13 protein-coding genes and 1 tRNA gene are annotated in these 14400 nt (G+C 37.5%); 4 read left to right on the top strand and 10 right to left on the bottom strand.

Annotation, left to right across the window (positions count from 1 at the left end; translation table 11 throughout):
- Positions 1 to 29: 29 nt before the first annotated feature.
- The 5 genes from F0161_RS00150 to yycF are packed head-to-tail and all read right to left on the bottom strand — an operon-like array spanning position 30 to position 5576.
- A complete protein-coding gene (locus tag F0161_RS00150; protein ID WP_225423145.1) occupies positions 30 to 836 on the bottom strand; it encodes an MBL fold metallo-hydrolase in 807 nt (268 codons plus the stop codon).
- Positions 837 to 849: 13 nt separating this feature from the next.
- Positions 850 to 1686 (bottom strand): two-component system regulatory protein YycI, encoded by an 837-nt coding sequence (locus F0161_RS00145; protein WP_150202968.1) that lies wholly within the window; start codon positions 1684 to 1686, stop codon positions 850 to 852.
- Between the two features lie 17 nt (positions 1687 to 1703).
- Entirely contained in the window at positions 1704 to 3014 is a 1311-nt protein-coding gene (locus F0161_RS00140) for a YycH family regulatory protein (protein ID WP_190318878.1), read from the bottom strand.
- Positions 2995 to 4860, bottom strand: coding sequence for a cell wall metabolism sensor histidine kinase WalK (walK, locus tag F0161_RS00135; RefSeq protein WP_137601264.1), 1866 nt, complete (start codon positions 4858 to 4860; stop codon positions 2995 to 2997). Before walK ends, F0161_RS00140 begins: the two co-directional genes overlap by 20 nt.
- Positions 4861 to 4874: 14 nt before the next feature.
- Positions 4875 to 5576: a response regulator YycF gene (gene yycF, locus F0161_RS00130; RefSeq protein ID WP_137601263.1), complete on the bottom strand. Its 702-nt coding sequence runs from the start codon at positions 5574 to 5576 to the stop codon at positions 4875 to 4877.
- Positions 5577 to 5857: 281 nt separating this feature from the next.
- On the opposite strand from yycF, the gene F0161_RS00125 reads away from it, so the two are divergent.
- Positions 5858 to 5930 (top strand) — tRNA-Lys (locus F0161_RS00125).
- Between the two features lie 87 nt (positions 5931 to 6017).
- On the opposite strand, the gene gloA2 is transcribed toward F0161_RS00125, so the two are convergent.
- Entirely contained in the window at positions 6018 to 6398 is a 381-nt protein-coding gene (gene gloA2, locus F0161_RS00120; protein WP_150202964.1) for an SMU1112c/YaeR family gloxylase I-like metalloprotein, read from the bottom strand.
- Between the two features lie 144 nt (positions 6399 to 6542).
- Between gloA2 and F0161_RS00115 the strand changes: the two genes are divergently transcribed.
- Complete coding sequence (locus F0161_RS00115; protein WP_150202962.1) at positions 6543 to 7004, top strand: phage tail protein; 462 nt, start codon at positions 6543 to 6545, stop codon at positions 7002 to 7004.
- Between the two features lie 44 nt (positions 7005 to 7048).
- Here the strand turns inward: F0161_RS00115 and F0161_RS00110 are convergent, their stop codons facing one another.
- From F0161_RS00110 to F0161_RS00095, 4 genes are all read right to left on the bottom strand, one after another.
- Positions 7049 to 8224 (bottom strand): MFS transporter, encoded by a 1176-nt coding sequence (locus tag F0161_RS00110; RefSeq protein ID WP_225423144.1) that lies wholly within the window; start codon positions 8222 to 8224, stop codon positions 7049 to 7051.
- A gap of 66 nt (positions 8225 to 8290) precedes the next feature.
- A complete protein-coding gene (gene dnaB, locus F0161_RS00105) occupies positions 8291 to 9676 on the bottom strand; it encodes a replicative DNA helicase (protein WP_150202958.1) in 1386 nt (461 codons plus the stop codon).
- Positions 9677 to 9695: 19 nt separating this feature from the next.
- Entirely contained in the window at positions 9696 to 10148 is a 453-nt protein-coding gene (gene rplI, locus F0161_RS00100) for a 50S ribosomal protein L9 (protein ID WP_137601259.1), read from the bottom strand.
- A gap of 5 nt (positions 10149 to 10153) precedes the next feature.
- Complete coding sequence (locus tag F0161_RS00095; protein WP_137601301.1) at positions 10154 to 12178, bottom strand: DHH family phosphoesterase; 2025 nt, start codon at positions 12176 to 12178, stop codon at positions 10154 to 10156.
- 190 nt (positions 12179 to 12368) lie between these two features.
- On the opposite strand from F0161_RS00095, the gene F0161_RS00090 reads away from it, so the two are divergent.
- Both F0161_RS00090 and F0161_RS00085 read left to right on the top strand, forming a co-directional pair.
- Complete coding sequence (locus tag F0161_RS00090; protein WP_150202956.1) at positions 12369 to 13316, top strand: sugar kinase; 948 nt, start codon at positions 12369 to 12371, stop codon at positions 13314 to 13316.
- Between the two features lie 272 nt (positions 13317 to 13588).
- Positions 13589 to 14395 (top strand): gluconate 5-dehydrogenase, encoded by an 807-nt coding sequence (locus tag F0161_RS00085; protein WP_318635343.1) that lies wholly within the window; start codon positions 13589 to 13591, stop codon positions 14393 to 14395.
- Positions 14396 to 14400: the final 5 nt, after the last annotated feature.

Here is a 14400-nt window from a genome sequence, read left to right as displayed (position 1 = left end):
GAAATAAATGCCACGAAACTATAACTCTTCTACAATGAACTCAATTTAGTTGCTTGGTCAGGTTCGGTATCGTGAAGATAAAAGTCATGTTCCACACCAAAATCATGTTCTTGCAGCATCGTTGAGACGGTTAAATGTGCTAAAGAACGGAGATTGTTTTCTGGGCTTCGATGGCCCAAATAAATTTGCTTAGTATGGTCTCCAACAACTGACATAATAGCGTTAGCACCATCTTCGTTAGATAAATGCCCTTCGTCGCTTAATATTCGTTGCTTTAATGGCCACGAATATGATCCTGCCCGTAACATTTGAATGTCATGATTACACTCCATCAAATAAGTATCCGCATTCCGAATGGTTCCTGCGACTTTATCGGAAACGTACCCTGTATCAGTCAAAATACAAAGTGCTTTTCCATCATGATGAACTTGATAAAACATGGGTTCTGCGGCATCATGCGACACCGCAAAACTTTCGATATCCATATCTCCAAAATCTAGTGTGGTATTGATACCAAAGATATTTTTTTGCTCAAATGGAATTTCGCCAACCTTTTTAGCCATCGCTTTCCAGGTGCCTTCATTGGCGTAGACATCCATTCCATATTTACGAGCCAAAACACCAACCCCGTGCACGTGATCTGAGTGTTCATGGGTCACAAATAATGAGTCCACGTCTTCAATATTACGACCAATGGAACTCATTAATTCTTTAATTTTTTTGCCACTCAAGCCAGCATCGATTAAAATCTTATGTTCTGGGGTTTCCAAATAAGTCACATTCCCAGAACTTCCACTAGCTAAAATACTATATTGTAATTGATCAACTGCTTGCACGTTAAAAATCTCCTTAGTTCGATTCCGATGCGGCTTCATCAAGCGTATCTGCATCGGTCTTACTTAATGTCCCAGTAAAGGCATTAACTCGTTTAATTTCTATACTATCACTATTTTTAGATTGAATGGCCACCATCCAGGTTGGAATGTAAACTGCATTATCATCATCTAATGCTAACAGACGGGTATAGCCTAGCTTAGTCCATTTAATCTTTGAATTATTAGAAATTTTATCATGTTGGTACAAATATAACACGGCTTTACGCTCGCTGACTAATTTAGCCTTTTCACGTAAAGTTTTGATATTGTTCAAATACGACTGACTATAACTAATAATTTGATTTTCTGAATTCACTCGGAACCTAATCTGGCCTTCCGTTCCTGAAACATTCAATGATGGGCCTTTTTGGACATATATTACGTCGTTGTCATAATCTGAGGATAACTCAGCATCATATACATATTGGGAACCGAACAGAACTTTGTTTTTATCAGCTACAATTTTGTTAAGCGTCTTTTCTGGATGTTTAACGTTAATCTTAACTGGTTGATCGAAGTTACTCGTCAAAACACCGTTGTTATAACTTGGTGTTTGACCCTTCAAATTACCTAGTTTATCTTGTAAAATCCCACTACCAGTCGTGGAAATATAATAACCAGATTGCCGATTTGTTGAAAGTTTACCAGTTTCAATGCCATCTGCTTTCATTTCATTAACAATTGTTTGCTCCCGAGTTGTCTGAGCAACACTGATGGTGAAATCATTATTGGAAATAAACGAATAACCCAAAAATACATCTAAGGCAATAAATGCCACCAGAAAAATCCACTGAATTCTTCTAAAGTTCATCTTCAGTTCCCTCCTTTCTAGTCACTATTAGTGACATCGGTGTATTTAACCCATTGATTATTGTAATTAACATAGTAATTTGCCTCGAGGTCAATCACCATATCAGACGACTCACTCGCCTTCCACTCATATTCAAGACGAATTCCTTTGATATCTTTTTCATTGATGCCTTTAGCTTCAAGACTACTAATGACTTCATCGGTTGATGGTAACTCTTTACTGTCAAGCTTATTTGGTACTGGCACTTGTAAACTAAATAAAGAAAATGTATATCGTTGCACGTTGTTACTTGAATATGAAACTGTCATAGTTCCATAGTTGTTTGAGTTATAAATTGGAATCCCACCGACATAATCACGATAAGTGACCACATTTTTACTGTTATCCACACTCTCAAACCGAGTATTATCCAGTGGTACTCCAATGGTAGTCAACTTTTTAAAACTGTCAGTCAGTAATTCTGAATCGGAATAGCTTCGATCCTTCGAAGCAAAATTTTCATAAGTTACCATGCTCGTACTATTATCCACACTCATCCGTTTATCAGTTCCATCAGTGTAAGTGGTGACATTGTCCTCGGTATGCATCGAAACTGATTCATTTTGATCTGCATTCATCAACGTTGACATGAAGCTGTTCCCTGTTTGCTTACTCAACAAATAGCTATATGTCGGTACTTTGATTGGCTTTGTATAATCAATAATAATCGTCTTGTTTAACAGTCGTGTTTTAATTGGATAACGTTTCGCCGATTCACCAGTAATTTGACGAAGTAGTTTCATGCTGCTAAATTTACTAATCTTCGCGCGATAAACTTTAAAGCCATCGTCATTTAACAAATAAATGTATTTTGGATTATGTCTTGGCACCACAATTCGTTGTACTTTACTGATTTTTTTAGTATTAATGGATTGATCGTAAACTTTATTCAAGACACTGGTTGTCACCGCATCGTTGTAACTCATGACCAATGAATCTTTTCGCTGTAAATAACTTAAATATTTACTATGACTACCCGTCGATAACTTTTCAACACGACCAAACTTCCATTTTTGTAAAATTTGCTGTGCTGAAACCACTAAGTTACGTTTTTTGGGATACATTAAATTTTGGGTACCATCAGTATTATTTTTAATAATTTGGGTTGGCAAAAAGACATCGCTAATGGCTCGATTAGTGACTTTAGCGGTGGTCGACGATGACTCGTCAGTATCGGTACTATTGTCTCGCGACGGATTAGTCCACGTTGCCCAAGACAACAGTAAACTCACAACAATCGCAATGGTTAATAAGATTGGTAACCAATTACTACGAATTTTCCGAATCATCGTCCCATTCATCCCCTTCATAAGGTACATAAGGTAGTGAAATATAGAAGTTCGATCCTCTACCTTCCACACTATCGACCCAAATTTGACCACCCAGTAAGTTAATGACTTCCTTAGAAATTGCCAAGCCTAAACCAGTCCCACCTTGCTTACGTGAGCGCGCTTTATCCACTCGGAAGAAGCGATCAAAGACATGGGCAATATCTTTACGTGGAATTCCTAATCCTTGGTCAGAAACCGTCAAAATCACATGATTATGTGTCTCTAACAAGCGGACGGTAATCGTGCCCCCGTCAGGAGAATATTTAATCGCATTGTTCATCAGATTATCAACAACTTGGGTGAATTTATCAGTATCGATATCGACCCAAAGATCTTTATCGGTGATAATCCGTTCAATTTTATACGTCTTACTTGGTTGTGAATCATCAGGATTATTCAAAATCATATCAAATCGGTTCAAAATATAATTAATTAACTCATTTAAATTGATGTATTCAAAATTTAACTTAGATGTTCCGGCATCCATCCGAGACAAGCTCAGTAGGTCATTAATCATCCGAATCATGCGTTCAGTTTCATCCTGGACCACGGCTAAAAAGTTAGGTGCTAGTTCTGGGTCTTTCCAGGCACCATCACTAAGTGCTTCGACGTAGCTACGTACACTAGTCAAAGGTGTTCTCAATTCATGAGAAACGTTGGAAACGAATTGACGACGTTCTTGTTCTTCTCGTTGTTGTTCGGTGACATCATGGAGCACACAGACCAAGCCACTGATAAATCCAGATTCGCGTTGAATTAATGAAAAATAAGCATGCAAAATCAATTCGTTAGCTTCAGTAGAAAGATCAATGATAATTTCTTCTTCACTTTCCAGTAATTCACGAATGGTATAATCTTTTCGAATATGCAATACATCTAAAATTGAAGTCCCGACGGTAGTTTCTGACGAGGAACTAAGCAGATCAGTCGCCGTTTCATTAATAATCGTCACATTTCCACGACGATCGGTCGCTAGCACACCATCAGACATATGGCGCAACACTCCATCTAATCGACGACGGTCTGCTTCAGTAGAATCTTGAGCTTCTTCAACACGAACGGATAAGTTATTAACTGCTCCAGCTAATTGTCCCAACTCGTCATTACCATAGACTTTAACGTGACCAGAAAAATCTCCACGAGCAATTCGGATCGATTGTTTCTTCATTTCATCAATTGGTACTGATATTGCCCGGGAAATAACAATTGCGACAAATAACCCTAACGCAATCGCCACTAACGCTGCCGATAAACTTAAGAGGGTGATTTTATTAATGCTGGCGTAAACACTTTCCAAATTAGCCCTCATGTACAGCGCACCAGCCACACTACTATTGGTGGAACTATTTAATAACGGTAAGGATGAAACATAATATCGTGTATTGGTTTTGTCGTCATACACGTTTTGGTCATAGGACCGATTATTCGAGATTGTTTTTTTGATATCTTCATTCGTGGTCTTTTGGCCAACAATTGATTGATTATTGACGCTACTGGTCCCGCGAATAATTCCTTTACTATCAATTACACGGATTTCAGTGATATTGGCGTTATTGACATCAGACAAAATTGCTTTGATTTTTTTATTGGCAGCTTTTGTATCTGTATTTGAGAGTTGCTCAGAAATAGAATTTTCAATATAGGCCGGTAACTCTATTTGTTGTTTAAATGTGTTTAAGTTTTGTCGCTCCAATTGACGCACAAAAACCGCCCCGATAATTTCGATCGTGATTAACAAAACCAGAGCGAATACCAAAGCGATTTTAAAATGAATCGATTGAAAGAATTTAATCTTACTGTTCAATTATTCAGTTACTCCTAATCATTTTCAGGGTTGTTTAAATAATAACCGACCCCACGACGCGTAATGAGCCATGTTGGATGACTCGCATTATCTTCTACCTTTTCACGTAAGCGACGAACCGTTACATCAACCGTTCGCACGTCACCAAAGTAGTCATATCCCCACACAGTCTGTAGTAGATGCTCACGGGTCATTACTTGTCCGATGTGTTGCGCTAAGTAATGGAGCAATTCAAACTCACGATGAGTTAAATCAATACTCTCTCCTCGTTTGCTGACAGTATAAGCATCGGGATGAATTGTTAAATCACCCACTTCAATATCAGCATTTTCGTCAGGCACAGCCGATTCAACGGATTCTTGACGACGCAAATTAGCCTTCACACGTGCGACTAACTCACGATTTGAAAATGGTTTGGTCACATAATCATCGGCACCTAATTCAAGGCCAAGGACTTTATCTAATTCTGAATCTTTAGCGGTCACCATAATAATTGGTGTCGTCTTCTTGGCACGGACTTGTTTGGCCACTTCTAGGCCATCAATTTTAGGAAGCATCAAATCCAAAACAATCAAATCAGGATCTTCATCTTCAACTTTTTGTAGTGCTTCCTCACCATCATAAGCTACGACAACATCGTAGCCTTCTTTTTCTAGGTTAAATTTAATTATATCTGAAATTGGTTTTTCGTCATCAACAACTAAAACTTTCTTCATATTGGCTAACCCCTCCGGAGGTATGTAATTTTTTTATTTTCTCTTCATATTGGACAGTCAGATAGTTCACTTTTCTGAACTGACGCCTTGTGAATTATTATACCACAATTGTAAAATTTCATATTTTTTGCTCATTATTTTCGTCATATTTCACCAATATCTTTGGATTTTTATGGAAAAAGGCCAATTAAATGCGTTTTATTAACTTTTATTACAAAATAGTATTGACGATACTACGAAATCCATGATACTATATTTGAGTTGAAAAAATTATTACTTATGGGCAGCTAGCTCAGCTGGCAGAGCAACGGACTCTTAATCCGTGGGTCCAGGGTTCGATCCCCTGGCTGCCCATTAAACCTATATTAGCTTGTTATCACGATGCGTGTTGGTCGCCGTGGTTGCAAGCTTTTTTTGTGCCTGTTTTTCGCTTAATTTACTTTATTCATGCAACTCCAGTGGTAAACCATCTGGATCAAATAAAAACGTCATTTTTTCTCCTGTAAAATCATCGCGACGTATTGGTTCGCAATCTATGCCTTTTTGCTTCAACTCATCAACGACTTGTTCGATTTGCTCAACGCGGAACGCCAAATGACGTAATCCTCGAGCTTCTGGATAATTCAAGCGAGTTGGTGCATTCGCTTTGACAAAAATTTCTAACTGCACTTGACCATTTTCTAAATCTAACATTATGTCTCGTTTATTCACACGTTCTACTTCACGTTTAATCGTAAAGCCTAACTTAGAAACATAAAATTCCTTTGCTCGTACTAAGTCACTCACAATTATTGAAATGTGATCAAGTTGATTAAGTTTCATGTGTTACTCCCATCAATTTAGTCTATGGTATAATATCGCTAAACTTGGTCCTTTTAAAATACTACGGGCCAATTTAATGCTATTCTAGCACGTTTTAATCTGAGTAATACAGTATCCAAATTTTACTTACTAGGAGTCCTTGACATGACATATAAAGTAGATTTTAAAGAAGTTAGCACCATTGGTTTGGAATCATCTCCAGTAGCAGAAGCCTTTGCAGGTCTTCGCGCTAACGAAGCACGTTACTTCTGGAATAAATATAAACATGAATTTATCACCACACCAGCCGCAGAGGCCCCTGAAATATTGAAGTGGATTGAGACTATCTTAAAAGAACGAGATATGGTTTTCCCTTATAAGCCACTAGAAGTCAATGAACTCGAAGTAGAGGGTACAAAATGGTCATTTGTATTTTACGAAAACGGGCTCGAAGTCAATGTTTTATACGGTCCGGAACCAGGTTCTAAACGGGCGGTCGGATTTAAATTAACCGATGGTATGGAAATTCCTAAAGAGTTTGAGGGTAAATTTAAATTTGCTCGACAAAAGTCTAAATTAGCCGGTACCATCCGCGGGTCATTCTTCGTCATTAAAGGTGAATACTAAAAAACAGCCGACCGGCTGTTTTTTAGTATTCACATGAAACATTATTAATAGATTGTTAAGTGCTTTTTCTTCCAACCAACTACGGTTATGATGATAATATCAACGGCCACAATTGATGACGCACAGACGATAAACAAGATTTTATAAGAAGCCCCTTCAATAATTAAACCACCAAATAAAGGACCTAATGCCTTACCAACCGAGGAAAATGCATTCGTTAAGCCTTGATACTTACCCTTAACTGATTGAGGTGATAACATATTGACCACTGCCGGCACGGTTGGAAAAGCGGTTGCCTCTCCTACAGTTAGGATAATCATTGCCACAACAAAAGCTGAATATGAATGCGCAAAAATTAAAACAAAGAACGATCCCGCACAGAACAGTATCCCTACATAGATTTGATAATAAGGATTTTTCAGGAAACGAGTCATTTTACTCATGACAACCTGAATAATAGCAATTAACCCGGCATTCATAGTCCAAAGTAAACTATATTTAGCCATCGATACTCCGGTATCAGTCACATAGACCGACATATTGCTGACCCATTGCTCATACATAATCCAAACAATCGCGAGTGAGATGAAAAATGTCAACATAATCGTCAAATTTGGTTTAGGTATAGTCACAGTTTCAGTACTTTTTTGCTGTCTGAATCCTTTCGCCAAACGAACCACTCGAAAATGTTTGAAAGCAACAAACAAATAGGCTAAATATAATGTCGCGGTCAGTGCGAAAAGTGGTGCCACATTGCCACGATAAATAAACCCAACCACCGAAGTTCCCAAAACAATTCCCAAGTTACTAGCAAAATAGATCATATTAAACACATAGCGTCCATCAACGCTTCGAATGAGCGTTCCTAGAGAGTTAATTAAAGTCGTCAGCCATCCGTTAAAGAAACCAACTACGGCAAGCAAAATGGGGTAAATTGGCCAACTATTCCAAACTATTAAGCTTGCCATCGCAAGGATATCAATAATCAAGCCGCCAATAATTAATTTTCGTGGATCCGCAGCATCAAACAACATCCCGCCTAGATAACTTCCGACCACATTCATTCCTGAATACATTAATAACACAACACCAATAGTAGTCAGTGATTGGTGTAATTGATTATGCAAGTAAATCGTGGTTAGTGGCCAAATGAAACTCGTGCCCAAACTACTAATAAACGAGCCCAAAACTAACCAACGCAAGCGTATTTCATTTTTCAAGGCCATACTCCTTTTAAGCCGCAAAGTTAAACCCTAATTCGCAAACTACTCGAATTAGGGTTTATTTTAATGTCCATCTGGCATATATGCAATCGAAGAGAACTTATTATACGACTTTACGAACAACAGTCTAACAGTCCCTCGTGCACCACTACGGTTCTTTTCAATAATAACTTCTACTTCACCGACATTTTCATCATTATCACGTGGATCTTGATTACTATCCTCTGCATCATTATCGCGTTCGTAATAATCTTCTCGATATAAGAATCCAACGATATCTGCATCTTGTTCAATTGAACCAGATTCACGAATATCAGACAGCACCGGCCGCTTATCTTGACGCTGTTCAACGCCACGAGACAATTGAGATAGCGCAATAACTGGTACATGTAATTCTTTAGCGAGCTTCTTTAATTGACGTGAAATATCAGAAACTTCTTGTTGCCGATTTTCATGATTAGTACCTTCAATTAGTTGTAAATAATCAATGACAATCAGTCCGATTCCGCCTTGTTCTTTAGCCAAGCGACGACATTTCGCCCGAATCTCAGCTACTTTAATTCCTGCGGTATCGTCAAGGAAGATCTTCGTTTTAGATAGACTACCCATGGCAACCATTAAATTATCCCATTCTTGCGGCGTCAAGTTACCGGTTCTAAAATGGTTAGCATCTATACTACCTTCAGCACACAGCATTCGACTGACTAAGGATTGGGCACTCATTTCCAAACTAAAAATAGCAACTGGAGTATCATTTTGCGTTCCAACATTTTGAGCAATATTAAGTGCAAAGGCAGTTTTCCCAACAGCCGGACGAGCAGCTAAAATAATTAATTCATCGTCATGTAACCCGGTTGTCATTTTATCCAATTCTGTAAAACCGGTCGATAACCCGGTTACTTCAGAATCATCGGTCGCCAATCGATTAAGTTCCTTCAGGTTATCACTCAAAACATCCCGAATGTTCTTGAATCCTTCTTTATTAGTGGCTTCCGAAACGTTCATAATTGAACGTTCAGCCTCATCAAGTAAATCAGAGACTTCTTCTTCACCCACATAACTACGAGTCACAATTGTGGTCGCAGTTTTGATCAGCTTACGAAGAACTGATTTTTCTTGAACGATTTTCGCATAATAGACAACATTTGCTGCGGTTGGCACGGTTTCAGCCAATTCAACAATATAACTGACACCGCCAATATCATCAACTTGGTTGGCTTTTTCTAATTCCTCACGAATAGTCAGGACATCAATCGGTTTATCCCGATCATTCAAATCGACCATTTTTTCGAAAGTTATTTGATGGGCACGCTTAAAAAAGTCATCTGCAGTTAAATACTCCATTGACTCGACTAACGCATCGTTGCTCAAAAAAATAGCACCAAGTACTGCTTTTTCAGCTTCAATATTTTGTGGTTGTGTTTGATCGATTAGAACATCATTATTCATGGTTTACTATCCCTAACTCTTATTTCTCGGAAACATGCACTCGAATGGTGGCAACGATATTAGCAAATAATTTAACTGGAACATTCGTATATCCCATCGTCCTAATAGCATCATTCATTTCCATTTTACGTTTATCCAATTTAATACCATACTGCTCTTCCAAGCCCTGCGCAATTTGTTTGCTTGGAATTGATCCAAATAAACGGCCATCAGTTCCAGCCTTTGCCTTCAGTTCAACCACCGTCTTATCATCTTCCAGTTGCGCCTTAACCTTCTCAGCATCGGCAATCATTTCCGCATGCTTTTTATCTTCAGCATGTTTTTGACCTTCTAACGCACTAATCGCTGCCTTGTTAGCTTGCTTAGCTTTACCTTTTTTAATTAAAAAGTTTTGTGCATATCCATCAGGAACGTCTTTAACTTCTCCACGTTTACCTCGACCTTTAACATCTTCTAAAAAAATAACTTTCATGCTAATCACTCCTCATCTTTTTCTTCATCTTCAGTTCTTGTCAAAATAGCAATTAACTTATCTTTAACTTGTGAAACTGATTGATCTTTAATTTGGGTAGCAGCATTTGATAAATGTCCACCACCGCCCATTTCTTCCATAATGACTTGCACATTGAAGTCACCAACTGACCGTGCGGATACACCAACTGCTCCGTCGTCTCGCAATGTAATTACAAACGACGCATCAATTCCAGTCATATTTAATAACGAATCAGCTGCTTGTGCAGTTGTGACTGAATCATAAACAACATCATCTTCACCTGCACTTAAAGCCATGGTTTTATTTAATAAAGTTACCCGGGAAATTAAATAATTCCGTTGCATATAACTATCAACGTTTTCTTTCATCAATTCCTGAATTAGCAAGCCATCTGCACCAGCTGACCGTAAATAACTAGCAGCATCAAATGTCCGTGTCCCAGCTCTTAAAGTGAATGACTTAGTATCGACTTGGATCCCTGTTAACATTGCAGTGGCTTCCAGCTTATTAATACCTTCAGCATCCCGTGGTTGGTATTCAATCATTTCTGTAATCAATTCACACGTCGAAGAAGCATATGGTTCGATATATACTAAGATTGGATTTTCAGGAAATTCTTCACCACGACGATGGTGATCAATAATCATAACACGACTCTTCAAACGTTCAAATAACGCTTCAGACATTGAAATTTTTGGTTTAGAATGATCGACCATAATTAATAAACTGTTATCCGTTGCTTGGTCCAATGCCTGACTTGCAGTGATGATATGATCTCGTATATCTTGATATCCATCTTCATCAATTTTTTCAAGTAACTTAGCCACATCAGAATGAATGTGATCATCTTCTAAGACAATCCAGCATTCTTGATTGTTCATTTTAGCAATCCGTCGAATTCCTAAACAAGCCCCAATTGAATCCATATCGGGTATTCGATGTCCCTGAACAAAAATTTGATCAGATTCAGTCATCAAATCTTGTAATGTTTGACTAATCATTCTAGCACGCACACGAGTACGTTTCTCCATCGGATTCGTTTTTCCACCATAGAAATGGGCTTGCATCCCATCTGCCTTAACCACAACTTGATCTCCGCCTCGACCAAGTGCCAAATCCAAGTTACTTTGAGCTAATTTAGATAAATTATTTAAATCATTATCACCATAAGCCACCCCAACACTTAAGGTAACTGGTGAGTTTTGTTTCGTCGTGTTCTCTCGAATAACATCTAAAATTGAAAATTTGTTTTGTTCAACTAAATTTAATGAGCTTTGATGCCCTAAAATCAAATAATAATCGTCATCGATTGTTTTAATAAATAGTCCATACTTTTCAGCCCACTCATTTAACTCCGAAGTAATATAATTCCGTAAATTCGATATATCGGAATCGCTCATTCCCTGACTGATTTCAGCGTAATTATCTAAGTAGATGTTTCCTAAAATAAGTTTTTCATCTTCATATTGTTCTTCTATGTCCGCATAGCGAGTAATATCCATTAGATAGGCAATATTAAAATCAGGCTGAACCAGTAAACTAAATTGTTTATCTTGCCAATTAATTGTTTGGAACCCTTCATCATTTTGATGAGTTTGCAATTCTGCATACAGTTCAGGTTCTACATCTTCAAGTTGAAACCCAATTAAATCCTCGTCACCAACAAACTTAGCTAAGTAAGGATTAATCCATTCGACTTTATTAGTTTCATCAAACACCAAGATACCAATTGGCATCTCTAATAATGCTTGCTGCTCACCATTTTTAATTCGGTATGCTAAATCTTTTAAATATTCATGTGTATCCGTTGCCATTCGCTGTAATAACTCAATTGAAAAATACAGTCCAATTACAATTAAGACCAGCATAATTAGACCATAAATCCAACTAGTCATGAACGCAAAAATAACGCCTAACCCTGAAACCACGACCAAAAATATTGCCAGGGAACGCACATTAGTATTTTTAATAAAGATTGATAAATTTTCTCGATCAAAGAAGTCTTTCATTGTAGCTCCCATCATACTTTTATTCGCCATTTGCACGCATTGTAAAGTACTTACATTTTATCACAAGTTGTACCGTATAAAAATTATAGCCAAAAATAAAAATGTCTTGATAATAACTGAACAAGTGAATTATACTATTTTTAAAGGAAACATTATGTCTTATAAAGAAATGTAAAGGAGTGCTTTCACTATGTCAGAATTCTTAACTATTGGCGAACCAATGGCCGTTTTTGCTTCTGAAAACCCAGACTTATCTTTGGTTGACGCAACAAATTTCAAAAAGTTTGTTGCTGGAGCTGAATTAAACGTCGCTATCGGTGTTCAACGATTAGGTCATCAATCACAATATCTATCCGCTGTAGGTGATGACCCGCTCGGACAATTTATTATTAACGAAGTCCACGAAAGTGGAATCGATTCATCTTTAATCGACTTAGACAAAGACCATTGGACCGGCTTTTATATGAAACAACGTGTAACTAAGGGTGACCCAAGTACCTATTACTTTAGAAAAAGCTCAGCAGCAGCTAACTTTAATCATGAAATTTTATCAAAATTTGATTTTAGTGATTTGAAGATTGCTCATCTGTCTGGTATTTTTGCTGCACTCTCGCAAAATGATTTAGATTCCTTAAATCGTCTCAATCAATTATTAATTCAACACAATATTTTTACGACCTTCGATCCTAACTTACGTCCGGCTTTGTGGCCATCACAAGAAGAAATGGTCAAAACTACAAATAAAATAGCAATGAACGCAAATCTTGTCTTGCCAGGAATTAATGAAGGTGAAATATTAATGGGCTCAAGAGATCCTAATGAAATTGCTGATTTTTACTTAAATCAAAGTAAAATCACAAAAACTGTTGTGGTCAAACTAGGGTCCAAAGGCGCATTTATTAAACATAAAGACGGAAGCAGTGAGACAGTTGCTGGATTCAAAGTTGATCAAGTTATTGATACCGTGGGCGCAGGCGACGGTTTCGCAGTAGGTATGATTACCGGATTACTTGAAGGTCAATCGATTTCCGACGCTGTCAGCAGAGGTTGTGCCGTTGGTGCTCTTGCAGTTATGAGGCCCGGTGATAACGATGGGTACCCCACACCTAGCGAGCTATCGGACTTTTATAACAAATAGTTTCTGATGTAAAAATAGCACATAAAAATGTGCTATTTTTTTGCATTAATTTGCTCATTCAATCATTTTTGTAGGTTTATTGTTCTATGTCAATTTTAATAATCTTAATTTAACAGAAATGGAAACGATTTCTGTTTTTAAAATAATTTGTGATTTTTTTAATTTAAGACTTGAAAAATAATTAATGACATTATATACTCTTGTTGAGATATCTTAATAAGAACTATCATTTCTTTATTGGAAATTAAAAAAATATCTAAGGAGATTATATAATTTCAGATTTTACAGAAAACTCATTCCGCTTAGACGGACAAGTTGCTTTCGTTACAGGTGCTAGTTATGGTATTGGTTTTGCAATCGCCAGTGCATACGCAAAATATGGTGCAAAAATCGTTTTCAACGATATTAACCAAGAACTTGTAGACAAAGGTATGGCTTCATACAAAGAAGCTGGTATTGAAGCACACGGTTATGTTGCTGATGTAACAAGTGAATCAGCTATGACAGAAGTTGTCGCAAAAATTGAAAAAGAAGTTGGCTCAGTTGATATTTTGGTTAACAATGCCGGAATTATCAAACGTACCCCAATGGTAGAAATGAGCGCAGAAGAATGGCGTAAGGTCATTGATATTGATTTAACAGGTCCTTTTATCGTTTCAAAAGCAATTATTCCTTCAATGATTAAAAAAGGTCACGGAAAAATTATTAATATTTGCTCAATGATGAGTGAATTAGGTCGTGAAACTGTTAGTGCATACGCTGCTGCTAAGGGTGGTCTTAAAATACTTATCCGTAACATTTGTTCAGAATATGGTGAAGCGAACATCCAATGTAACGGTATCGGGCCCGGCTACATTGCAACACCACAAACAGCACCATTACTTGAAAAGCAAGCTGATGGTTCACGTCATCCATTTGATCAATTTATTATTGCCAAAACACCAGCTGCACGTTGGGGCGAACCAAGTAATCTCCAAGGACCTGCAGTATTCTTAGCATCACCAGCTTCAGATTTTGTTAACGGACATATTTTATATGTTGATGGCGGTATCTTAGCTTATATCGGAAAACAACCATAGAAAAA

Source organism: Paucilactobacillus nenjiangensis, assembly GCF_008632615.1.
Lineage (GTDB): Bacteria > Bacillota > Bacilli > Lactobacillales > Lactobacillaceae > Paucilactobacillus > Paucilactobacillus nenjiangensis.
This window is presented reverse-complemented; position numbering and strand designations above follow the sequence as displayed.

Bases quoted from the DNA above. Each gene is read 5' to 3' on its own strand.
- F0161_RS00145 (WP_150202968.1), bottom strand. From the start codon at position 1,686: ATGAACTTTAGAAGAATTCAGTGGATTTTTCTGGTGGCATTTATTGCC.
- F0161_RS00140 (WP_190318878.1), bottom strand. From the start codon at position 3,014: ATGATTCGGAAAATTCGTAGTAATTGGTTACCAATCTTATTAACCATT.
- yycF (WP_137601263.1), bottom strand. From the start codon at position 5,576: ATGAAGAAAGTTTTAGTTGTTGATGACGAAAAACCAATTTCAGATATA.
- gloA2 (WP_150202964.1), bottom strand. From the start codon at position 6,398: ATGAAACTTAATCAACTTGATCACATTTCAATAATTGTGAGTGACTTA.
- F0161_RS00115 (WP_150202962.1), top strand. From the start codon at position 6,543: ATGACATATAAAGTAGATTTTAAAGAAGTTAGCACCATTGGTTTGGAA.
- dnaB (WP_150202958.1), bottom strand. From the start codon at position 9,676: ATGAATAATGATGTTCTAATCGATCAAACACAACCACAAAATATTGAA.
- rplI (WP_137601259.1), bottom strand. From the start codon at position 10,148: ATGAAAGTTATTTTTTTAGAAGATGTTAAAGGTCGAGGTAAACGTGGA.
- F0161_RS00095 (WP_137601301.1), bottom strand. From the start codon at position 12,178: ATGAAAGACTTCTTTGATCGAGAAAATTTATCAATCTTTATTAAAAAT.
- F0161_RS00090 (WP_150202956.1), top strand. From the start codon at position 12,369: ATGTCAGAATTCTTAACTATTGGCGAACCAATGGCCGTTTTTGCTTCT.